A 23,305-nucleotide genomic window follows, 5' to 3' on the forward strand; every position below is an offset into this window, starting at 1 on the left:
GACTGGCTGAGCGGATCATCGACCGGACACAACGGCGTCGTGTTAGCTTTCTGTCTCGAGTTTCCACTCGAGTGTTACGGTCACTTTCTCTCGAGGGCCACCGAGCATTGGAGAGCGCTCTTTGACTTCGATTCCGTACTCGAGTTCTGGCGGCGGTGAGAGCGTCAACATCTTGTTTCCGACTCGAACCTCGGCACCGCCCTCGCTTCGAAGCTCCTGAGCGAGTTCCTGTACCAGGTCTGCAGCTTCGTCCCGTGACGCCTGCTGGCTGTGGTCGGTTGTCTCTGCCATAGGCATTCAACCACCGAGCGGACATAAATAGATTGGCGGCGAATCGGCAGGCAGAACGCTGATCAGCGCGGTCCAGTAGCGAAGCTATCAACCAGTATAGTAGCCACTGCATATCTGATCGCACGACGGCTGTGCGATCAGGTGTACATCGTTGCAGTTGGTACTATAACAACGGCGGCGAGTGCTCGCCACGAGAGCGACGAGAACGGTCGGCTCCAACGTTGCCGTCACTCTTTCGGCGGAACTGGCTCGGCCTCGAGTAGTGACCGGACGTACTTGGTGACGTGGTCGTCGATCCGGCGTTTGTAGCCGGCCTGTCGGGCGAGGCGATCGAGTTCGCGGGCGACGAGGCTCCCGTACTGGACGGCCTTTTTGTCTCGCGTGGCGACCTCGCCGGGAAGGACGTCGGCGGCAACGAGCCGAAGCGCGCGTTTGCGTTCGCGCTCGTCGGCCAGCAACGAATCGGGGAGTCGAAGCGCGGCGTCGACGACGGCGTCGTGGAGCAGCGGTGCAACTGGCTCGAGTCCCGTCGCCTCGATCGCGTGGACGTCCCGTGGAAGCTGGTTGGGCAGTGTTTCGATACTTTCACGGACGGCTCCGCGGGTCGTTTCGGCTTCGACGCGGTGGTCGAGATGGACGACTTTTTCGTAGCCGCCGAACAGCTCGTCGGCTCCCTGTCCCACTGCCAACGCGTCGAACCCCTCGGCGGCGACGTGTTCGCCGACGAGATACAGCGGCAGGGCAATCTGGACGTCCATCGCGTTCGTTCGGCCGATCGCACGGGCGACCGCGGGAACGGCTCGCTCGAGGGCTTCGGGCTCGAGTTCGACGACGGTCAGCTCCCGTCCCATCGCGTCGGCGGCTGTCCGGGCGGCCTCGACGTCGTGACTGTCCGGGAAGCCGACGACGAAAAGCGGTGCATCCAGTAGTTCGGCGACCAGCGCGGAGTCGACACCGCCGGAGAAGGCGACGGCAACGTCGCGGGCTGGCGTTCGCGCCTCGTCCACTGCCGTCTGAATCGCGTTCGAGAGCGTCTCGAGGGCGATGTCGTGATCCGCCTCGATGGGTGGGTCAGGAAGCGTCCAGCGACGCTCGGGGTCGGCCGCGGCTGTGGTCAGATCCACTGTCGTCCCTGGTGGGACGAGTTCGGGCGTCTCGAGGGCGGTCGGCTCGAACGCCCACTGGGTGGCTGCGGTGTCCGCCGGATTGCGCTCGGCGTCGACGTACAGCGGGACCCGACCGAGGACGTCACGGACGAGTATCCCGTCGAGTTCGCCGGCGAACCCGGCCGTCCCCGGCAACGCATCTCCGCTCTCAAGTGCGTCATAGACGGTGTCGGGATCAGCTCCACGGACTGGCTGGCTCATCGAAAGAGCCCCACGAACCCGTTTCTGACACGTCGCGAGACACCGCCAGCTGCCTGCCGGAAGCTGATCCGCCACGGCGTTCGTTTCCCTTCGACGGTGGTTCGACCCTGGCGAATCGCCTCGAGAATCGCGTCGGCGGAGCGCTCTTCGGCGTCGACGCGGGTGACTGCCTGGCCGACCATCTCGCTGATATGTGCGTCGCTGCCTGCAGTCACGGGGAGACCGCGGGAGGTCGCAAAGCGTTCGGCCTGCCGGTTTGCGCGGCCGGTCAACAGCCGGGAGTTGTAGATCTCGATCGCATCGCCCTTGGCAAGTTCCGCTCGAGAGATGCGAGCCATCACGCCGTGGCGCGACTCCTGGAACGGGTGTGGAATCACCGCGAGTCCACCTTGGTCGTGGATCGCTTCGAGTGTCGACTCGTAGGAAAGCCCCGGTGGAACGGCCTCCTCGAGTCCGAATCCCAGAATGTGGCCGGCCTTGCTCGATATTTCCATCGCTGGGATGCCGACGAGCCCGTACTCGGGGGCGCGTTCGACGGCAGTGAGGCTGGCATCGATTTCGTCGTGGTCGGTCACGGCGATCGCGTCCAGGCCGACGGCTTCGGCCTGTTCTAAGATCAGTTCGACCGGGTCACGACCGTCATAGGACAACGACGAGTGAGCGTGGAGTTCAACCGACAGCACGGGTATGTCTCACGGTTAGAGTGGATCAATCAAAAACACCCCGGTCCGTATCATCCATGCCTGAACGCGGCTTCGAACCACAGAGACGCCTACTCCTGGGTGTCTAGCTCGACTAACTCGAGGGAGCGATCGAGATGACAGACGTCGTGTGGCGGGTCGCCGAGGATGTCGCGAATACGATACTCCTCATCGAACTCGACAGCGTCGGGCTCGCAGTACTCGTGGCTCGGACAGTCGATGTACGGACAGGGGCCGGGGAGACTCGTTTTGCTGCCGGCGAACGCGCCCTTGGAGGTGATATTTGCGCGCACAGAGACGGGTTCGACTTCGACAGCGCGAACGCCGTCGTCGTGCATGGCACATTCGAGCGTCTGGGCGTTCTCCCGGATCGACGTGATGCGGTATTTGGTGTTCGCCTCGAGATTGAGACACTGGCTCCGGTAGGGACAGCCAGCACAGCCGTCGGCCTCGCCGTGGTAGACGAACTCGGTCCCCGGCTCGGCGAGCCGCGTCCCGATGAGTGTAACGGTCGACATAGGAACACGTAGTTTCCGGCCGCGGTTAAGACTCACGTCCGGGCCGGTGGGAACGAACAGCGTGTGGCAGGCGAGTCACGTCGTTCGGTGATCGGATCGATCGTCGCAGTCATCCGAGCCAGTCAGTTCGTCTAGTCGGTCAAAATACGTCTCACGGGGGACCTGATAGAGCTCGCGGTAGTCGATCTCACCGTCGTCGAACGCTTTGGCCAACTCAAGCGCTCGGGCAACGGCGTCACTCTGTGTCGGAAATCGCTCGTTCTCGGCGGAGACGTCGGGCTCGAGATAGAGTGTGACGTACCAGTCGGTATCGTCGGTTCGGCTGGTCGGATTGGTGCCGGGGCGGCGGGTTCGCTTGCCGTGGGTCAGATACAGCGTCGGCAGGCAGGCTGCCGGAAAGTCGTCGGCGTTGAAGACGTCCGGACGGTACGCGAGAACGAGTCGGCCGTCCTCACCGTGGTTCCAGACGGTCCACCCGTCTGCAAGCGATGAGAGTGCGCGTTCGATGTCGTCGTCGGCCGGCGTGTCGGGCATACTCTCGGCTACCGCTGGCATCCCTAAATCTTCGTCGCCAACGCGTGGTTCGGAACTGCTGTCCCGAGTTCCCAGCGCGACCGTCGCAGTCGTGCCGGAGCTGCTGGACAGCAGTCCGTCTGAGGATCGACTTGTTTCTCCGGCTGCCATGGGCCGTGCAGTATGACTTGTGTGGCGACCGCGCGCGAGCATTCCCAGCCATTGCAGGCCGCCGATTTATGTGACACTCGCTCGAAATAGCGGTATGGTACCAAATAACGGTCTACTGTTCTGGTAGTATTTGCCTGGAATAAGGTCCTGATAAATATCTTTTGGGGCTAAGGCTAAGTAGCTGGATTACTCACTCATTAAACACTATCGGTATCCGTCCGACAATCGATCCACTCCGCGTTCGTCCCCGACGCATCGTTGCCCGAGTCCCTGAGATGGGCACCGCGCAACGACGAGTGGCAACCGACCACACATGACACGACAGACTGCCGCCCGCTGCGGTTCGGAACGCACTGTGAGCCTGCCACTCACAGCGCGAACCAAACGTTGTCGTTCCGCGTGTCTGTCGCTGATGCGGTTCGACGGATTCCGACAGTTCGACCACGGTGCCGCGATTGGTCGAACGGCGTCCGCTCTAGAACCGCCCCATCTACTCAGGGGCGATGCAGACGGGGGAAACCGCAACTGGCAATGATACCATGACCGGTGACATCGAGACACTCGAGAAGCTCAGTACCGATTACAAAGAGTCGATGCCCGCAGACCTGCGGGAGACCAAATCGTTCGACTGGTACCTCGAAGCGGTGTACGAGGACCCAAAGATCACCCGCAACGCCCACCAGCGAGTTGCGGATATGTTCGACTACTACGGGACGTCCTACGACGAGACCGAAGGGCGGGTGGAGTACCACCTCGCCTCGGAGGACCCGTTAAACGACGGTGAGAACACCTTCTACGGGAAGGTGATCCATCAGTCGATTCACGAGTTCGTGAACAAAGTCAAGTCGGGTGCCCGCCGACTCGGTCCAGAGCGGCGGATCAAGCTCCTGCTCGGACCGGTTGGCTCCGGGAAGTCCCACTTCGACAAGCAGGTCCGGACCTACTTTGAGGATTACACGCTGCGAGAGGACGGGCGGATGTACACGTTCCGCTGGACCAACCTCTGTGACGTCATCAAAGATCAGGATCCGGCCGACGACACCGTCCGGTCGCCGATGAACCAGGACCCGCTCGTGCTCTTGCCCGTCGAGCAGCGCCAGCGCGTGATCGACGACCTCAACGAGCGACTCGATGCGCCGTACACCATCCAGAACGAGCAGGCGCTCGATCCGGAAAGCGAGTTCTACATGGACAAGTTGCTGGCGTACTACGATGACGACCTCCAGGCCGTCCTCGAGAACCACGTCGAGATCATCCGACTCATCGCCGACGAGAACAAGCGCCAGGGACTCGAGACGTTCGAGCCCAAGGACAAGAAAAATCAGGACGAGACCGAACTGACCGGCGACGTCAACTACTCGAAGATCGCCATCTACGGCGAGAGCGACCCGCGGGCGTTCGACTACTCCGGGGCGTTCTGTAACGCAAACCGCGGGATCTTCTCGGGTGAGGAGTTGCTCAAACTCCAGCGGGAGTTCCTCTATGACTTCCTGCATGCGACCCAGGAGCAGACGATCAAACCGAAGAACAACCCGCGGATCGACATCGACCAGGTGATCGTCGGCCGGACGAACATGCCCGAGTACAAGGACAAAAAGGGCGACGAGAAGATGGAGGCGTTCAACGACCGGACGAAACGCATCGACTTCCCGTACGTCCTCTCCTACGAGGACGAGTCCCAGATCTACAACAAGATGCTGAACAACGCCGACGTGCCCGACATCAACGTCGAGCCCCACACCCTGGAGATGGCGGGGCTGTTCGGCGTCCTCACCCGGATCGAAGAACCCGACACCGAAACGGTCGATCTGCTCTCGAAAGCGAAAGCGTACAACGACGAGATCGACGAGGGCGACGACATTGATGTCAAGAAGCTCCGCGAGGAAGCCGCTGCGAAAGCCGAGATCGGCGAAGGGATGGTCGGCATCTCGCCGCGGTTTATCGGCGACGAGATCGCCGAAGCGATCATGGACTCGAAACACCGCTCGCGGGGCTTCCTCTCGCCGCTGACGGTGTTCAACTTCTTCGAGGAGAATCTCGAGCACCACGGCTCGATCCCCGAAGACAACTTCGAGAAGTACTACCGCTACCTCGAGACGGTCCGCGAGGAGTACAAAGAACGGGCGATCGAGGACGTCCGCCACGCGCTGGCCTACGATATCGACGAGATCCAGCGCCAGGGCGAGAAGTACATGGATCACGTGATGGCCTACATCGACGACGACACGATCGAGGACGAACTCACGGGTCGCGAGCAAGAACCCGACGAGACGTTCCTCCGAAGCGTCGAGGAGAAACTCGACATTCCCGAAGACCGCAAAGAGGACTTCCGGCAGGAAGTGTCGAACTGGGTCTCCCGCCGTGCTCGCGAGGGTGAGGCGTTCAACCCGCAGGACAACGAGCGGCTGCGCCGCGCGCTCGAGCGAAAGCTCTGGGAGGACAAGAAACACAACATCAACTTCTCGGCGCTGGTCAGCGCCAACGAGTTCGATGACGACGAGCGTTCGTCGTGGATCGACGCGCTGATCGAACAGGGCTACTCCGAGGACGGAGCAAAAGAGGTACTCGAGTTCGCTGGCGCGGAGGTCGCCAAAGCAGAGATCGAAGAGTAATATGACTGGAAACGACTACGTCACCGAGGCTGACCGCACGCTAGAAGAGACCTACGAAGAGCCGATGAGCCTCGCGGCGTACGTCGATCGGATCTTCGAGAACCCGACGATTGCCTCCCACGCCTCGAAGTACTTACTCGAGGCGATCGAAGCCGCGGGCACCCGAACCGTAGTCGAAGAGGGCGAGGAGAAAGAGCGCTATCGCTTCTTCGACGATCCACACAACGACGGCGAACACGCGATCTTGGGCAACACCGAGGTGTTGAACGAGTTCGTTGACGATCTTCGGTCGATCGCTTCGGGCCGGGCGAAAGACGAGAAGATTATCTGGTTCGAGGGACCGACAGCGACGGGCAAATCGGAGCTCAAGCGCTGTCTGGTCAACGGACTGCGCGAGTACTCGAAAACGCCCGAAGGACGACGATATACGGTCGAGTGGAATATTACGACGGCCAGTCCGGACAACCGTGGGCTGAGCTACGGCGACGGCGATCCGACCGCGATGGACGACAAACACTGGTACGAAAGCCCGGTGCAGGCCCATCCGCTGTCGGTCTTCCCTGAAGACGTCCGCGAGACGCTCCTCGACGACCTCAACGACTCGCTTGAGGACCACGTTCCTGTCCGGGTCGATGCGGCGCTCGATCCGTTCTCGCGGGAGGCGTATGACTTCCTCGAGGAACAGTACCGTCGAGAGGGCAAAGAGGCGCTGTTCTCGGCGATTGCCGACGACGATCATCTCCGGGTAAAAAACTACGTCGTCGACGTCGGACAGGGTGTTGGCGTCCTCCACTCCGAAGACGATGGGTCGCCGAAGGAGCGACTCGTCGGCTCGTGGATGCACGGCATGTTGCAGGAACTGGACTCGCGGGGACGAAAGAACCCGCAGGCGTTCAGTTACGACGGCGTCCTCTCGCAGGGCAACAGCGTCCTGACGATCGTCGAGGACGCAGCCCAGCACGCCGACCTGCTCCAGAAGCTGTTGAACGTCCCCGACGAGCAGTCGGTCAAGCTGGACAAAGGAATCGGGATGGACGTCGACACGCAGATGCTGATCATCTCGAACCCCGATCTGGAGGCCCAACTGAACCAGCACTCCGACCGGAACGGGATGGACCCGTTGAAAGCGCTCAAGCGCCGGCTGGACAAACACCGGTTTGGCTACCTGACAAATCTGAGCCTCGAGTGTGAGCTCATTCGCCGCGAACTGACCAACGAGACGTCGGTTTGGGAGGCTGAGAGCTACGCCGAACTCGAAGAACGGATCCGCGAGCCGGTGACGGTGACGGTCAAAGATCAGGCCGGTGAGACGCGCGACCAGGAGTTTGCACCCCACGCGATCGAGGCGGCCGCGCTGTATGCGGTCGTCACCAGACTCGACGAGGAGAGCCTGCCAAACGGGCTCGATCTGGTCGACAAAGCGTTGATCTTCGATCAGGGATACCTCCAGGAGGGAGACTCCCGCCGGGAGAAAGACGAGTTCAACTTCGATAGCGAAACCCATGACGGCGAACACGGGATCCCGGTGACCTACACGCGGGATACACTCGCAGAACTCCTCCAGACCGATCGTGACCGCCACCACCCGGAGCTGTCGGTCGAAGACGTCGTGATGCCACGAGACGTGCTGAACACGATGGCAGAGGGGCTTGCGGCTGCACCCGTTTTCTCGATGGGCGAGCGCTCGGAGTTCGAAAACCGAATCGTCCCCGTGAAAAACTACATCTTCGATCGGCAGGAGTCGGACGTCATCGAGGCGATCATGCACGACAAACGCGTCGACGAGGAGACCGTCGCCGAGTACGTCGAAAACGTCTACGCGTGGGAGACCGACGAACCGCTGTACAACGACCGTGGCGAGCGCGTCGAGCCGGATCCGTTGAAGATGAAACTCTTCGAGGTCGAACATCTCGGTCGGTTCTCCGAAGCCGAATACGACGGCAACCGGCCACGAGAGAGCGTCCGGAACTTCCGCCGTGAGAAAGTGATCACGTCACTGAATCGCCACGCCTGGGAGCACCGCGACGAGGACTTCGCCGTCGAAGACGTCGATCTCACCGCGATTCCGGTGATCAAATCCGTCCTCGAGAGCCACGACTGGGACGACGTCGAGCGAACGTTCGAGGACTTCGACCCCCGGCAGTGGGATGACCCACCAAGCGGGACGGAGACGGCGACAGTCAAAGACCAAACGATCGACACGATGGTCGAACACTTCGATTACTCCGAAGCGTCGGCCGAACTGACCAGCAGACACATTATGGGACAGGTGAGCTACAGATGGGACTGAGAGACGACCTCGAGCGATTCCGTGAGGTGGGCGAACAGCGCCGCGAGGATCTGGCTGACTTCATCCAGTACGGCGACCTCGCTGGCGGCCGTGGATCGATCCAGATCCCGGTCAAGATCGTCTCGCTGCCGGAGTTCGAGTACGACCAGCGCGATCAGGGTGGCGTCGGTCAGGGTGACGGCGGCACGCCCGACACCGGCCAGCCGGTCGGCCAGCCCCAGCCACAGCCGGGCGACGACGACGGCGACGACGGCGAGCCCGGCGAGGAGGGCGGCGACCACGAGTACTACGAGATGGATCCCGAGGAGTTCGCCGAAGAACTCGACGAGGAACTCGGGCTGGACTTAGAGCCGAAAGGCAAGCGCGTGATCGAGGAGAAAGAAGGGCCGTTCACCGACCTCACCCGGTCGGGTCCCGACAGCACGCTCGATTTCGAGCGGATGTTCAAGGAGGGGCTCAAGCGCAAACTCGCGATGGACTTCGACGAGGAGTTCCTGCGCGAACTGTGTAAGGTCGAGGGCATCGAGCCACGCGAGGTCTTCGAGTGGGCCCGCGGCGAGAGCCTCCCGGTGTCGATGGCCTGGGTCGAAGAGGCCTACAGCGACATTCCCGACGAGGAGCGGGGCACGTGGGCTTCGATCGAAGACGTCGAGGCGAACGTCGAACGCGAGAGCGTCCAACAGCGGATTCGCCGGGAGGGGATCAAGCACGTCCCCTTCCGCCGTGAAGACGAACGCTACCGCTACCCCGAGATCATCGAGGAAAAAGAGAAGAACGTCGTCGTCGTCAATATCCGCGACGTCTCGGGCTCGATGCGCGAGAAGAAACGCGAACTCGTCGAGCGGACGTTTACGCCACTGGACTGGTATCTCCAGGGGAAATACGACAACGCCGAGTTCATCTACATCGCCCACGACGCCGACGCCTGGCAGGTCGAACGCGACGACTTCTTCGGCATCCGTAGCGGCGGTGGGACGAAGATCTCGAGTGCGTACGAACTCGCCGCCGAACTCTTAGAGGAGTATCCCTGGAGCGACTGGAACCGCTATGTCTTCGCCGCGGGTGACTCCGAGAACTCGAGCAACGACACCGAAGAACGCGTCGTTCCAAAAATGGAGGAGATCCCAGCGAATCTCCACGCCTACGTGGAAACCCAACCGAGCGGCAACGCCATCAACGCGACTCACGCCGAGGAACTCGAGCGACACTTCGGCACCGATTCCGACGACGTCGCGGTGGCGTACGTCAACAGCAAAGACGACGTGACCGATGCGATCTACGAGATCCTCTCGACGGAGGGTGAGACAAATGACTAAACGCAACTCCAACGCGGATCGATTCCGTAAACAGGCGATCGCCAGCGACCTCGAGGAACCGGTCACAGAGGCCAGAAACCTGGCCCAAAAGCTCGGTCTCGAGCCGTACGCGGTCAAGTACTGGATCATCGACTACGACGAGATGAACGAACTCATCGCCTACGGCGGGTTCCAGAGTCGGTACCCACACTGGCGATGGGGGATGCAGTACGACAAACAACAGAAACAGGGCCAGTACGGGGGCGGGAAAGCCTTCGAGATCGTCAACAATGATAATCCGGCTCACGCCTTCCTCCAGGAGTCGAACACGATCGCCGACCAGAAGGCGGTCATCACTCACGTCGAGGCTCACTCCGATTTCTTCGCGAACAACGAGTGGTTCGGCCTCTTTACCGGCGGCCGAGCCGACCAGGCGGCGGTCAACGCCGCGGCCATGTTAGAACGCCACGCCCGGGCGATCGACGAATACATGTCCGATCCGGAGATCGACCGTGCAGAGGTCGAAAAGTGGATCGACCACTGTCTCTCGCTGGAGGACAACATCAACCAGCATCAGGTGTTCGAACGTCGCCTCGATGTCGACGGTCCAGCCGAGGAGATCGACGAAGATCTCGCGGAAAAGCTGGACGAACTCGGCCTCTCCGAGGAGATCAAGGGCGAAGTGTTCGACGACGAGTGGCTCGAAAAACTCGAGGCCGAAGACGAAAGCGTCAGCTTCCCCGAGACGCCCCAGAAAGACGTCCTTGCGTTCGTCCGTGAACACGGCAAACAGTACGACGACGAGACTGGACGCGCAGTCGAGATGGAGGAGTGGCAACGCGACATCCTCGATATGATGCGCGCGGAGGCGTACTACTTCGCCGCCCAGAAGATGACGAAGGTGATGAACGAGGGCTGGGCGGCCTACTGGGAGTCGACGATGATGACCGACGAAACCTTCGCCGGCGACGACGAGTTCATGAACTACGCCGACCACATGGCGAAAGTCCTTGCGTCGGGCGGGCTCAACCCCTACAGCCTCGGGATGGAACTCTGGGAGTACGTCGAGAACCGGACGAACCGTCGGGACGTCTTAGAACACCTGCTGCGCGTCGAGGGCGTCTCCTGGCGGAATCTGATGGATGTCGTCGACTTCGAAGAGGTTCTCGAGACGCTCGAGCCGCCCGAAGCGATCGATGTGATCACGCCCGAGACGCTCGACGACCTCGAGGACGTCCCCGAGGAATGGGTCGACCACGAGGCGCTCGCGGCGGCCCGCGAGGGCGAGATCGATGTTGACCGGTATCCATGGAAGGTCCTGACGTACGAAGGGCTGGCTCGCCGCCATTACTCGCTCGTCAAACGCCAGCATCGTGGCTTCCTGGCTCGAGTGAGTCAACAGGAGATCGAACAGATCGGCCGCTACCTCTTCGACGACGCGCGTTATGAAACCGTCGAGGAAGCACTCGCAGACGTCGAGTTCACTGCGGGCTGGGATCGGATGTTCGACATTCGTGAGAGCCACAACGACGTCACCTTCCTCGATGAGTTCCTGACCCAGGAGTTCATCACGGAGAACAACTACTTCACCTACGAACACTCCCAGGCGACCGGCCAGTTCCATGTTGCCAGCGATGCGGCCGAAGATGTCAAAAAGAAGCTACTCTTGCAGTTTACCAACTTCGGGAAGCCGACGATCGCGGTCTACGACGGCAACTACAACAACGCGAACGAACTCCTGTTGGGCCACCAGTACAATGGTGTCATGCTCGATCTCGGCCAGGCTCGCGAGACACTCAAACGGATCTTCGAACTCTGGGGTCGACCGGTGAACCTGCTCACGATCGTCAAAGAGGTCGACGAACACGATATCGAAGTGGCAAAGCGTCGCAACCGCGAACCAGAACCCGAAGAGCGAGGCAAACTGATCAGATATGACGGTACCGACACAACAGTTCAGGACGTCCCATGGGAGGACGTCGACCATCTCGCGGCCGATGACGTCGATTACGATACGAAGCCGGACGAGTGGCTCGCCTGATCTGTTTTTTCTCCAGTAGCGTTCAGTTCAATTCCCGAAAGCTTTTGCCGTCGATCGCACATGCTGGGGATACTATGGATGGGGAAGGGGGCGACGCGATCCAACAGCGACGAACTGCGGTGTCTGCATTCGATCTTCCGTCAGTTCTCGCACAACTCGATACGCACGAACCGACCGAGCAACGGGCAGCCGTCGAGACGATCCACGACGCCGTAGCCGATCAGCCGAGCGCGTGTATTCCGACCGTCCCGAAGCTCCGAGGCCTCCTCGAGCAGCCTGCACTCGACTGTCACGAGGACGTTGCCTACTGTCTGGCAGAGCTTGCGGATGAGTCACCGACGGACGTCGCACCATCGGTCGACGGAATCGTCTCGTTTGCCACCGAGAACCCAGACCAGCCGGCAACACGTGAGCTCCTTCGCTGTCTCGAGACTATCGCAGCCGAGCAACCAGCCGCGGTCGTCGATCACGTTACGGCGATCGTTGAGGTAGCCGACCACCGACCGACAGACGACCGCTGGGGTGTTCGCGTCTTCACAGCGCTGTCGAGAGAACGGCCGGCGGCGATCGAGCCAGCCGTACCAGTGTTGACCGACGCGATTGCGACGAATCCGGAACGAAACGGCGGGCCTGCACTCTCTGCGCTGGGTCGGCTAGCGACATCCGAGGCGTCGTTGCCGACACTCGAGTTCGTCGAGCACGCGATTTCACTCACGGATCACGACGACGACACACTGCGAAACAACGCCATCGGCTGTCTCGCCGATGTGGCACACACTGTTCCCGGCGCTGTCGAACCGGCCCGGCCCGAGCTGACGTCCGCACTCGAGAACGACGAGCCGACGACACGCGCCAACGCTGCGGTGGCGCTGGCTCGTCTCGCCGTGGAGACACCGACAGCTGTCGACCCTGCACGGGAACAGCTCCTTGCGTTGCTCGAAGATGATCACGAGCGCGTGCGCGCGAACGCATGTGTTGCACTCGCCCACGGCGGCCTCGAGATGGCGACGGATCGGCTTGCAAAGCTCGCAAGCGAGGATCCCGAACCGACTGTCCGTGAGCGGGCCGACTGGGCGCTGGATCGACTTTCGGAGACGCCACAGTAACCGACCTCCGACACCCACACGGGCCGTCGTATGCTGTGATGTGACAGTCGGGAGTGGGTCTCTTCGACCCCAAACTAGTGGTCGCTGGCCCGCGTCAGCGCTCGTATGCCCCAATCGACGTTTCCCGTCGAGACAGACGCCTGGCTGACGACCGTCGACGTAACCGACCGCATCGCCGACGCCGTTCCAGACGACCTCGAGTCGGGGACTGTGACCGCCTTTGTTCGACATACGACCGCTGGACTCCTCGTTCAGGAGAACGAGTCGCGACTGCGTGGCGATCTCGAGTCGTTTTTCCGGGAACTCGTTCCCGACGAAGGGCACGCTCACGACCAGCTGGACGGAAACGCTGATTCCCATCTCCGAGCGGCACTTATTGGGCCGGACGTGACGATTCCGGTCGAAGACGGCGAGCTCGCACTTGGGACGTGGCAGTCGGTGCTGTTCGTCGAGTGTGATGGCCCGCGAACGCGGACCGTCTCAGTGATGACCGTCGGCGAGTAGCCAAGGCTTATCAGACCCGGAGCGGTCGATCCGCCGACACACAGTCGACGCCTCGCAACTCGAGTAGCTTTGCTACCGCACGGCGTTCGAGCGACCACGCGTGGATCTCGAGACCGACGGCCTTCGCACGGGGGACGAGCCACGTCGACAGACATCGCCAGTAGTTCGCGCCAATAACGTCACAGTCGAGTTCGACGGCGGTCGTGACGGGTGTCTCGAGGTGGCGGTTGACGAGGAGACCCGTCGGCTGGCCCGGATCGAGGTCGCGGATCGCCCGCAGTTCGGACAGGAGAAACGACGTCGTGACGACGCGGTTCTCGACATCGGCGATGGCCTTGAGGACGTCCGCTGCGATCTCGGATGCCTTCATTTCGAGATTGACCTCGACCCCCCGTGGGAGGGCATCGAGCACTGCTTCGAGTGTCGGTACTCGTTCCCCGGTGTCGAGGACAGTGTAGGCTTGCAACTCCTCGAGTGTCATATCAGCTACAGTGCCGGCGCCGCTGGTCACGCGGTCGATTGTTTCGTCGTGGATGACGACGAGTTCGCCCGAGCCACACCGGCGAACGTCGAACTCGACGGCGTCTGCGTACTCGGCTGCGGATTGGACTGCTGTGATCGTGTTCTCGGGTGCCGTGGCAGCAAACCCACGGTGGGCGATCAAGCGCATTCGGTGGTACAAGGGTGGCAAGTGGCTTTAGTGACTCGCTGGGTCCGGCGTTCTTGCGCCGATATGAAACCCTGCCAGTCGGCACTCGCACACTGGTCAGTAGTGGATCCACGATTCGGTGGCCGGACTGCTCGCAGCCGCCTGGTTTCCAGCTGGAACGCGGTGTGAGTACCAAAGTACTTAGTACATATCGTTAATGGGGTCCCGTCGCTATGAGCGAGTGATTACAGTTCTTGATCGTTCCGACGCATCCCCAACGTTGTGTCGGTGTCTGGTGACTGATTGATGACCACTCCACTCGAGAACCCAACCGAACTACTGCTGGTCGCGGACGATACTGGCGAGATCCAACTGATTCGGGACGCCTTCGAGCAGCTTTCGATCGAGACGCGGATTCACGTGACGACCGGTGGGGACGATGCACTCGAGTTACTCTCGAGGCGACACGACCGAGAGTCGGCCTCCCTTCCCGACCTCATCCTCCTCTATCTGGATCTGCCTCGAATGGATGGGTTCGAGTTTCTCGAGACGATCCAAGATGATTTGAAACTCAGGCTGGTGCCCGTTCTCGTGGTAACGAGTTCGGACGCCACTACGGATATCCTCGAGAGTTACGAACTCGCGGCGAACGCCTGTCTCACTAGGCCGACGGCTCCCGACGAGTACGCTGCACTGGCCGAAGCCATTGTGGGGTTTTGGTTCGAACAGGCTGCGTTACCGCCGATCACTCCCTGACCGTCGTCGGTGCCATCGGTCGACCGACTCGTCCCGTCCGTAGGTGGTCACCCCGTCATTAATCTGCGAGGGCGTCGAAGAGTGTCGTATGTCACCAAGAACCGAATTCGATGTCGACTTCGATGACACTGTTGCTGTCGTGACCGGCGCAAGCGGCGCGCTTGGGAGTGCTGTCGTCGACCGATTCCGAACGGCCGGCGCGACCGTCTGTGCCGTCGACATCGTCGCTCCCGACGACGAGGACAGCCTGCTCGACCCCGATTCGGGGGTCCAGTTCTACGAGGCCGATCTGACCGACGAGGACGACGTCGAGCGTCTCGTCTCGACCATTGTCGACGACCATGACCGAATCGACCATCTCTGTAACATCGCCGGCACGTGGCGCGGCGGCGACCCGATCGAGGACACCGACCTCGAGGCGTTCGAGTTGCTGATGAACATCAACCTGAAGACGGCGTTTCTGGCCTCGAAACACGCCTTGCCTCATCTTCAGGAGACGTCGGGGTCGATCGTCAGCGTGAGTGCGCGGTCATCACTCGAGGGCGGTGAAGGCGACGGCCCCTACCGGATCACGAAAGCCGGCATTCGCCTGCTGACGGAGACGCTTGCCGCGGAAAATCGCGGGACGGTCAGAGCGAACTGCGTGATGCCAAGCGTGATCGATACGCCGATGAACCGCGAGATGATGCCCGACGCGGATCACGACTCGTGGGTCAAGCCGGCCGAGATCGCGGATATGTTTGCCGTCCTCTGTAGTGACGGGGCAGCGGTGACAAGCGGTGCTTCCGTCCCGGTCTACGGCGAAGCCTAAAAATTGCGAAAACGCGTTGGCGTGAGTTACAGGTTCGCGCTGATCCAGTCGGCGAAGTCGCCAGTGAGGAATCCGACGTAGCCTTCGACACCGAGATACAGCGTGATGACCAGCACGAGGAGGATCGGCACGCGAATCGCCCAGATCCAGGCCTGACCGAGTCCGCCGAGATTACCGATACCTTTCTCGAGTTCTTCGACGGCGACTTTCGGTGCGATCCAGCCAACGAGGATCACCAGCATGAGTGCGCCGAACACCAGCAGGATACCGTCTGCGAAGCCATCGAGCAGGTCGAGGAAAATCAGATCGTAGGTGACTGGCACACCCAGCAGGTAGATGATTCCACCCATGCCGAGTGCCGCTTTCCATCGATCAACGCCTTTCTCGTCGATGACGTAGGCCGTCACGACCTCGAGCAGCGAGATCGCACTCGAGAGCGCGGCAATTGAAACCGTGCCGAAAAAGAGTAGACCGAGAACGTGGCCGCCGCCGATGGTCGCAAACGCCTCGGTCATCGAGACGAAGATCGCACCGGGCCCACCATCGCCAGGTTCGGTCATGCCTGCCGAGAAGAAGACGGGGAAGACGACCAGTCCGGTCAGGAACGCGATTCCGGTGTCGAAGCCGATGATCGCAGTGCCGTCTCTGGTCAGATTGCGGTCTTCACCGAGATAGGACGCGTACGTGATCATCACACCCATCCCGAGCGAGAGCGTAAAAAAGGCCTGTCCGGCGGCCGCTGGCAGCAGCGTCGCCCAGTTGTCGGCGATGACGCCGAACTCCGGCGAGAGATAGTACGAGTAGCCGGCACTGGCCTCGGGCAGCGTCGCCACCCAGATGGCCATTCCGACGAGCAACACGATAATGGCTGGCACCATCACCTTCACCGCGAGTTCGATGCCGCGACGGATGCCGAGTGCGACGACGCCGATCGTCACCGCCATAAACAGCGTATGGAAGACGAACGCATCGAGACCGGTCGACACGTCACCGAACATGACTGCCGCTTCCGGGAGTTCCGCTTCGGCTGCAGCACCCTCGTATCCCGCGAGCAGACTTCCGTAGCTTCCACGAAAGCCCTCGAGGAAGTAGCGGATGAACCAGCCTGCGACGACGCTGTAGAACGAAAGGATGACGAAGCCAGTGAGAACAAAGACGCCACCGACGTATTTCCACGCACTCCCACCCAGTTCCATCAGTGCGCCGACCGGGTTTCGTTCGGTTTTCCGGCCGACGACGAACTCGGCCAGAATCGCTGGGAAGCCGATCAATGCGACAAACAGGAGATAGACCAGCAAGAACGCTGCACCACCTCCCTCACCCGTAACGAACGGAAATCTCCAGATGTTCCCCAATCCGACTGCACTCCCGACTGCAGCCAGGATGAAGCCTGTTCTCGTTGCCCACGTTTCTCGTTGCACCATATCCACCTCATTAAAAAGGCGGTCATATATAACTTTTTGTGACCCCCCTATCAGTTCCCCCTCGTCCGGTTATTAATCGTGAAAGAGTTACGGAATCCTTTTCCTGTTGGTCCTCGCAGAAACCCGTATGAATCCGACAGGGGTGCTTCGAGCATGACGATGGAAGAGCGCATCGACGAACTCGAGGATCTTCGCGAGGAGGCTCGCCTTGGTGGCGGCGAAGAGCGAATCGAGAAACAACACGACAAGGGGAAGATGACCGCCCGCGAGCGGATCGATTACTTCCTCGACGACGGAACCTTCACGGAGTTCGACCAGCTTCGAACCCACCAGACGAGCCAGTTCGGCATGGAAGAGAAGAAAGTGCCGGGCGACGGTGTCGTCACGGGCTACGGTGAGGTCAACGGCCGGACCGTGTTCGTCTTCGCACACGACTTTACCGTCTTTGGCGGCTCGCTCGGTGAGGTGTTCGCCGAGAAAATCTGTAAGGTCATGGATATGGCGATGGAGGTCGGCGCGCCGATTATCGGCCTGAACGACTCCGCTGGCGCCCGTATCCAGGAAGGTGTCAAGAGTCTCGCCGGCTTCACGGAGATTTTCCGCCGGAACCAGGAAGCAAGCGGCGTCGTCCCGCAGATCTCGGGTATTATGGGTCCCTGCGCGGGCGGTGCGGTCTACTCGCCGTCGATCACTGACTTCATCTTCATGGTGAAAGACACGAGCCACATGTACATCACCGGCCCCGGCGTCACCAAGACCGTCACCGGTGAAGAGGTCACCCACGAGGAACTCGGTGGGGCGATGACCCACGCCGGCAAGACCGGTGTGGCCCAGTTCGCCGTCGAGGACGAAGAGCAGGCGCTCGACGACATCAAGCGACTACTCTCGTATCTCCCCCAGAACAACGTCGAGGACCCACCACGTGTCGAGCCGTGGGACGACCCAGATCGGCGTGACGAGGATCTCAAGACCATCGTCCCACCGAGCCCACAGAAGCCCTACGACATGACTGACGTCATCGACTCGGTCGTCGACGAGGGCTCGTTCTTCGAAGTCGCGGACAACTTCGCACAGAACATCGTCGTCGGCTTCGGTCGACTCGATGGCCGCTCGGTCGGTGTCGTTGCCAACCAGCCTCGAGTCAACGCCGGTACGCTCACCGTCGACGCCTCGATGAAGGGCTCGCGGTTCGTCCGCTTCTGTGACTCGTTCAATATCCCGATCGTCACATTCGTCGACGTTCCCGGCTACATGCCCGGCACGGATCAGGAACACCGTGGGATCATCCGCCACGGCGCAAAGCTGCTGTACGCTTTCTCCGAGGCGACCGTGCCGCTGCTGACGGTCATCACTCGGAAAGCCTACGGCGGGGCCTACTGTGTCATGGCCTCGAAGAACCTCGGCGCAGACGTCAACTACGCCTGGCCGACTGCCGAAATCGCCGTCATGGGGCCACAGGGTGCCGTCAACATCCTCTACCGGAACGAACTCAAAGAGTCCGACAACCCGGACGAACTGCGAGACGAACTCATCGAAGAGTACCGCGAGGAGTTCGCCAACCCATACACAGCGACGGACAAAGGCTTCCTCGACGACGTCATCGTCCCAACCGAGACCCGACCACGCCTGATCGCCGACCTCGAGATGCTCGAGACGAAACGCGAGGAGCAACCGGACAAGAAACACGGGAACATCCCGCTCTAAGGATGACATCACAACAGTCGAACGTCGAAGTCGACGACGGACACGCCGCCGAGTCAGGCCCACAGCCATCGGCAGGCGACGCCGCACTCGAGGACGGCGTCCTGTCGAATATCGAACTCGACATTCCCGACGATGCCACCGAGGAAGAGGCGGCGGCAATCGCCGCTGCAGTTGGGGCGCATCTTCATGATCACGCGCTCGCAGTCGCCGCGGCAGCGGCGGCAAGCGGCGAGGAGACGTGGGATGGCAGACGTTGGTCGTTTGCTGGCCGTGTCCGGTCCCACCAGAGTCGGACCGTTCGCGTCCCACGCGATGCGCCGACCGATCCGTGGTCTGCTGCCGGGCGGACAAGTCGGTTCTGAGTCGGGTTTCGAACCCGGCCGTCGTTCCTGCGTGTGGTTTCAGGTGGGTGTGAGTCTGACGCGTAATGGATGCTATTAAGACACATCACTCACAATCCCCGGGTATGGCCACGGAATCCGAATCATCGACGGATATGAATGTTGGACTGGCGCTTGCGCTTGGTGCGGCCGCAACCATTGGTGCGCTGTTGATGTTTGCCGGTGCACCGGATATGACCGCAGCATGGGGCTTTGCAGCAGCGATGATCTTTAGCGCGCTGGCAATCGTCGGCATTCACCTCTATTAGAACCGTCGCCCAATCCCGGTTCTGTCCGGCGATTGGCCACTGCACATCCGCCAACAGTTAAGAGCGACGGCGCCGTATGGGCGGGTACGGACGATGACCGACTACTCCGACGAAGAGCAGCGAATTCTCTCGTATCTCAGAGAGAGTGCCGCCCGAGGTGAACAGTACTTCCGGGCGAAAAACATCGCCGACGCGATCGGACTTTCATCAAAGCAGGTCGGCGTTCGGCTCCCCCACCTTGCGGAAAAATCGGACGATGTCGATATCGAAAAGTGGGGCCGTGCTCGCTCAACCACCTGGAAAGTAACACTTAGCTGAACCTTCAGCTCGAAGCATTGGGTTCGATGTTCGACCTCGGGCCGCGGTCTTTTTATTACAGACGGCCTCAGTTAGTAGCATGACTGTACGGGTCGACCGTTCGTTCGAGCTGTCGGCAGCTCCCGAGCACGTCTGGGAATTTATTGCCGATCCGAAAAACCGTGCGCGGGCAATCAGCGTCGTTCAGGAGTACACCGTCAACGATCCGGACGGTCGACACGTCACCTGGCACGTCGAGTTGCCGATTCCACTCGTTCGCAAAACGGTCTCCGTCGAAACCGAAGACGTCACACGAGAGCCGCCGGCGTACGTCAAGTTCGTCGGCAAATCGAAGGTGATGACCGTCACTGGCGAACACGAGATCGTCGAGACCGACACCGGCACGCGCCTCGAGAACCACTTTGTCGTCGACGGCAAACTCCCCGGCGTCGAGAAGTTCTTCAAACGCAACCTAGACGGCGAACTCGAGAACCTTCGGCGTGCGCTCGAGCGTGACCTGCAGACGACCCGTTCCGAGGATCGATAACGATGGCTGATGAGACACTTCGAGTTGCACTCGCCCAGATTCACGTCGAGGCAACCGAAATCGAGGCGAACGTCGAGCGCGCACTCGAGGCGGTGTCGCGTGCCGCCGACCGGGGTGCGAACCTCGTGGCGTTGCCCGAACTGTTCAATGTGGGTTACTTCGCGTTCGATAGCTACGAGCGCCACGCCGAACCGCTCGAAGGGGAGACGGTTACGCGGTTGCGGGAGGCTGCTGCCGACCACGAGATTGCCGTCCTCGCGGGGAGTATCGTCGAGGATCTAGCGGCGACCGAGGCCGTCGAAACGCCTGCCGACGAGGGGCTTGCAAACACCGCTGTGCTGTTCGATTCGACCGGCGAACGGCAGCTTGTCTACCGGAAACACCACCTCTTTGGCTACCAGTCGGCGGAGTCGGAGCTGCTCGTCCCTGGCGAGCGAATCGAGACGGCGACGATCCGTGGCGTCACCGTCGGCGCGACGACCTGCTATGACCTTCGGTTTCCGGAACTGTACCGGCAACTGATCGACGCCGGCGCAGAGCTCGTCCTCGTCCCGAGTGCGTGGCCCTATCCACGCGTCGAACACTGGCAGACGCTCTCTCGAGCGCGTGCGATCGAAAACCAGGCGTTCGTCGCAACGATAAACGGCTCCGGCCACTTCGAGCGCGCGGACGCGACGCTGCTTGGCCGGTCGACCGCATACGACCCGTGGGGAACCACGCTCGCCTCGAGCGGCGACCAGTCGGCGCTGGTGATGGCCGACCTCGACCTCGGGGCGCTGACTCGCGTCCGGGAGGAGTTCCCGGCGCTTCGCGACCGACGACTGTAGCCGCGGTGGGTGATTCGACCGCTGTCTTTTTATTCTATGCCCCGATAGTACGGATGCCGGTTTACGGCGCTTTTCACGTCACGACCGGCACTGCGCGTCGCTCCGGCCCGTCGCACGCTCGTTTCCCGGGAACGAGCGGACTCCACACCCGCCTCCTCATCTTCGTCTTCACCCTCGCACCGTCTTTCAGACGGTCTGTTGTTCTAGTGTCCCAGCACCGACAGATAGCACCCCGTCTCAGCCGGGAAGACTGTCACAGACGTGCAAATGACGCTACACACTCTGTTCGGGTCTGCCCCGGCTCTCGGTATCGGCTGTGACATCCATCCTCGACAGACCCGTTGCGAAAAAGTAACGTAGGGGCTTCGCGTTGGTTCTCACAGGAATGTTCAGGAAGGTTCTGGTAGCGAACCGTGGGGAAATCGCCGTCCGAGTAATGCGTGCGTGCGAGGAGCTAAACATCGGGACTGTTGCAATCTACTCCGAAGCCGACAAAGATTCGGGCCACGTCCGCTACGCCGACGAGGCGTACAATGTCGGCCCCGCGCGTGCGGCCGACTCGTATCTCGACCACGAGGCCGTCATCGATGCCGCACGCCGAGCGGATGCCGACGCCATCCACCCTGGCTACGGCTTCCTCGCGGAGAACGCCGAGTTCGCCCGTAAAGTCGAAGAAACCGAGGGCATCACCTGGGTTGGCCCATCCGGCGACTCGATGGAAGCCCTCGGCGAGAAGACCAAGGCCCGATCGATCATGGACGAAGCAGACGTCCCGATCGTACCCGGGACGACCGATCCCGTTACCGACCCTGAGGAAGTCAAGGCGTTCGGTGAGAAACACGGCTATCCCATCGCCATCAAGGCCGAAGGCGGCGGTGGCGGCCGCGGGATGAAAGTCGTTCGAGACGAAAGCGACGTCGAAGACCAACTCGAGAGCGCCCAGCGAGAGGGTGAGGCCTACTTCGACAACGACTCGGTCTATCTCGAGCGCTTCCTCGAGAAATCACGCCACATCGAGGTCCAGATCGTCGCCGACCAGCACGGCAACGTCTGCCATCTCGGCGAGCGTGACTGTTCGCTCCAGCGCCGCCACCAGAAGGTCATCGAGGAAGGCCCATCGGCAGCGCTGTCGGATGCACTGCGCGAGAAGATCAGCGAAGCAGCCCGTCGTGGTGTCTCCGCAGCCGACTACACCAACGCCGGCACCGTCGAGTTCCTCGTCGAAGAAGAGCCCGGCCGCGAGGGCCCGCTCGGCCCGGAGACGAACTTCTACTTCCTCGAGGTCAACACCCGGATTCAGGTCGAACACACCGTCTCCGAGGAGATCACGGGAATCGACATCGTCAAACGTCAGCTCAAGATCGCCGCCGGCGAGGAACTCGACTTCGAGCAGGACGATGTCTCGATCGACGGCCACGCGATGGAGTTCCGGATCAACGCCGAGAACGCAGCCAACGACTTCGCGCCCGCAACCGGTGGTACCCTCGAGACGTACGACCCACCGGGCGGCGTCGGCGTCCGCATGGACGACGCGCTGCGCCAGGGTGACGAACTCGTCACCGACTACGACTCGATGATCGCCAAACTCGTTGTCTGGGGCGAGGACCGTGACGAGTGTATCGAGCGCTCGCTGCGTGCCCTGCGGGAGTACGAGATCGAAGGCATTCCGACGATCATCCCGTTCCACCGCTTGATGCTCACCGACGAGCGCTTCGTCGAGAGCACACACACGACGAAGTATCTCGACGATGAACTCGATCCGAGCCGAATCGAAGACGCCCAACAGCAGTGGGGCGGCGACACCGGTGACGGCGCAGGCGACGACGAAGAGAGCGTCGAACGCGAGTTCACCGTCGAAGTCAACGGCAAACGCTTCGAGGTCGAACTCGAGGAACACGGTGCGCCCGCGATCCCAGCCGGCGACATCGACGCTGGTGGTAATGCACAGGCCAGCCGACCGGAGCCTGCCGGTGGCTCGAGCGACGAGGTCGAGATCGAGGGTGACGGCGAGACCGTCGACGCCGAGATGCAGGGGACGATCCTCGACATCGAGGTCGAAGTCGGCGACGAGGTCGCTGCTGGCGACGTGTTGGTCGTCCTCGAAGCGATGAAGATGGAAAATGACATCGTCGCCTCGAACGGCGGCACGGTCACCGAAATCGCCGTCGAAGAAGACCAGAGCGTCGATATGGGCGACGTGCTGGTCGTCCTCGAGTAACCCGTCTCGCTGGC

The 23,305-nt window shown here is 61.4% G+C and carries 22 protein-coding genes; 15 read left to right on the top strand and 7 right to left on the bottom strand.

All coding sequences use genetic code 11. The features are described from left to right. Positions 1-42: 42 nt before the first annotated feature. The 5 genes from DV706_RS14950 to DV706_RS14970 form a co-directional block, all read right to left on the bottom strand. Positions 43-291: an amphi-Trp domain-containing protein gene (locus tag DV706_RS14950; RefSeq protein WP_006067598.1), complete on the bottom strand. Its 249-nt coding sequence runs from the start codon at positions 289-291 to the stop codon at positions 43-45. A gap of 227 nt (positions 292-518) precedes the next feature. Further along, the gene (locus DV706_RS14955; protein WP_006067599.1) at positions 519-1,658 is read right to left on the bottom strand and encodes an asparagine synthase C-terminal domain-containing protein; all 1,140 of its coding nucleotides are present in this window, start codon (positions 1,656-1,658) and stop codon (positions 519-521) included. Continuing rightward, positions 1,655-2,341 carry a PHP domain-containing protein gene (locus DV706_RS14960; RefSeq protein ID WP_006067600.1) on the bottom strand — a complete coding sequence of 229 codons (687 nt, stop codon included), beginning with the start codon at positions 2,339-2,341 and terminating at the stop codon, positions 1,655-1,657. The genes DV706_RS14955 and DV706_RS14960 overlap by 4 nt, the downstream gene beginning before the upstream one ends. A gap of 89 nt (positions 2,342-2,430) precedes the next feature. Further along, complete coding sequence (locus DV706_RS14965; protein WP_006067601.1) at positions 2,431-2,877, bottom strand: UPF0179 family protein; 447 nt, start codon at positions 2,875-2,877, stop codon at positions 2,431-2,433. Between the two features lie 75 nt (positions 2,878-2,952). Further along, the gene (locus DV706_RS14970; protein WP_049889972.1) at positions 2,953-3,411 is read right to left on the bottom strand and encodes a DUF5820 family protein; all 459 of its coding nucleotides are present in this window, start codon (positions 3,409-3,411) and stop codon (positions 2,953-2,955) included. A gap of 689 nt (positions 3,412-4,100) precedes the next feature. Between DV706_RS14970 and DV706_RS14975 the strand changes: the two genes are divergently transcribed. From DV706_RS14975 to DV706_RS15000, 6 genes are all read left to right on the top strand, one after another. After that, positions 4,101-6,173 (top strand): PrkA family serine protein kinase, encoded by a 2,073-nt coding sequence (locus DV706_RS14975; protein WP_006067603.1) that lies wholly within the window; start codon positions 4,101-4,103, stop codon positions 6,171-6,173. 1 nt (position 6,174) lies between these two features. Then, positions 6,175-8,463, top strand: a complete 2,289-nt coding sequence (locus tag DV706_RS14980) for a PrkA family serine protein kinase (RefSeq protein WP_006067604.1) — start codon at positions 6,175-6,177, stop codon at positions 8,461-8,463. Next, positions 8,454-9,779 (top strand): DUF444 family protein, encoded by a 1,326-nt coding sequence (locus tag DV706_RS14985; RefSeq protein WP_136350910.1) that lies wholly within the window; start codon positions 8,454-8,456, stop codon positions 9,777-9,779. The genes DV706_RS14980 and DV706_RS14985 overlap by 10 nt, the downstream gene beginning before the upstream one ends. Then, positions 9,772-11,799 (top strand): SpoVR family protein, encoded by a 2,028-nt coding sequence (locus DV706_RS14990; RefSeq protein ID WP_006067606.1) that lies wholly within the window; start codon positions 9,772-9,774, stop codon positions 11,797-11,799. The genes DV706_RS14985 and DV706_RS14990 overlap by 8 nt, the downstream gene beginning before the upstream one ends. A gap of 74 nt (positions 11,800-11,873) precedes the next feature. Beyond that, complete coding sequence (locus DV706_RS14995; RefSeq protein WP_006067607.1) at positions 11,874-12,905, top strand: HEAT repeat domain-containing protein; 1,032 nt, start codon at positions 11,874-11,876, stop codon at positions 12,903-12,905. A 105-nt stretch (positions 12,906-13,010) separates the two neighbouring features. Next, positions 13,011-13,409, top strand: coding sequence for a secondary thiamine-phosphate synthase enzyme YjbQ (locus DV706_RS15000; RefSeq protein WP_006067608.1), 399 nt, complete (start codon positions 13,011-13,013; stop codon positions 13,407-13,409). Between the two features lie 10 nt (positions 13,410-13,419). On the opposite strand, the gene DV706_RS15005 is transcribed toward DV706_RS15000, so the two are convergent. Beyond that, complete coding sequence (locus tag DV706_RS15005; protein ID WP_006067609.1) at positions 13,420-14,079, bottom strand: glycerophosphodiester phosphodiesterase; 660 nt, start codon at positions 14,077-14,079, stop codon at positions 13,420-13,422. Between the two features lie 285 nt (positions 14,080-14,364). On the opposite strand from DV706_RS15005, the gene DV706_RS15010 reads away from it, so the two are divergent. Together DV706_RS15010 and DV706_RS15015 are read left to right on the top strand one after the other, a co-directional pair. Further along, on the top strand, positions 14,365-14,814 hold the full coding sequence (locus DV706_RS15010; protein WP_006067610.1) for a response regulator: 450 nt from the start codon (positions 14,365-14,367) through the stop codon (positions 14,812-14,814). Positions 14,815-14,902: 88 nt separating this feature from the next. Next, positions 14,903-15,625, top strand: coding sequence for an SDR family oxidoreductase (locus DV706_RS15015; RefSeq protein ID WP_006067611.1), 723 nt, complete (start codon positions 14,903-14,905; stop codon positions 15,623-15,625). A 26-nt stretch (positions 15,626-15,651) separates the two neighbouring features. On the opposite strand, the gene DV706_RS15020 is transcribed toward DV706_RS15015, so the two are convergent. Next, positions 15,652-17,049: a sodium-dependent transporter gene (locus DV706_RS15020; protein ID WP_136350911.1), complete on the bottom strand. Its 1,398-nt coding sequence runs from the start codon at positions 17,047-17,049 to the stop codon at positions 15,652-15,654. Positions 17,050-17,208: 159 nt separating this feature from the next. On the opposite strand from DV706_RS15020, the gene DV706_RS15025 reads away from it, so the two are divergent. From DV706_RS15025 to DV706_RS15055, 7 genes are all read left to right on the top strand, one after another. Then, positions 17,209-18,753 carry an acyl-CoA carboxylase subunit beta gene (locus DV706_RS15025; RefSeq protein ID WP_006067612.1) on the top strand — a complete coding sequence of 515 codons (1,545 nt, stop codon included), beginning with the start codon at positions 17,209-17,211 and terminating at the stop codon, positions 18,751-18,753. Between the two features lie 2 nt (positions 18,754-18,755). Then, complete coding sequence (locus DV706_RS15030) at positions 18,756-19,115, top strand: hypothetical protein (RefSeq protein ID WP_006067613.1); 360 nt, start codon at positions 18,756-18,758, stop codon at positions 19,113-19,115. 104 nt (positions 19,116-19,219) lie between these two features. Then, positions 19,220-19,402, top strand: a complete 183-nt coding sequence (locus tag DV706_RS15035; RefSeq protein ID WP_049889965.1) for a DUF7525 family protein — start codon at positions 19,220-19,222, stop codon at positions 19,400-19,402. Between the two features lie 93 nt (positions 19,403-19,495). Further along, positions 19,496-19,720: a DUF7123 family protein gene (locus tag DV706_RS15040; RefSeq protein ID WP_006067615.1), complete on the top strand. Its 225-nt coding sequence runs from the start codon at positions 19,496-19,498 to the stop codon at positions 19,718-19,720. A 79-nt stretch (positions 19,721-19,799) separates the two neighbouring features. Beyond that, on the top strand, positions 19,800-20,246 hold the full coding sequence (locus tag DV706_RS15045; RefSeq protein ID WP_006067616.1) for an SRPBCC family protein: 447 nt from the start codon (positions 19,800-19,802) through the stop codon (positions 20,244-20,246). 2 nt (positions 20,247-20,248) lie between these two features. Then, entirely contained in the window at positions 20,249-21,073 is an 825-nt protein-coding gene (locus DV706_RS15050) for a carbon-nitrogen family hydrolase (RefSeq protein ID WP_006067617.1), read from the top strand. A 385-nt stretch (positions 21,074-21,458) separates the two neighbouring features. Then, the gene (locus tag DV706_RS15055; protein WP_006067618.1) at positions 21,459-23,291 is read left to right on the top strand and encodes an acetyl-CoA carboxylase biotin carboxylase subunit; all 1,833 of its coding nucleotides are present in this window, start codon (positions 21,459-21,461) and stop codon (positions 23,289-23,291) included. Positions 23,292-23,305 lie beyond the last annotated feature (14 nt).

Source organism: Natronorubrum bangense, assembly GCF_004799645.1.
Taxonomy (GTDB): domain Archaea; phylum Halobacteriota; class Halobacteria; order Halobacteriales; family Natrialbaceae; genus Natronorubrum; species Natronorubrum bangense.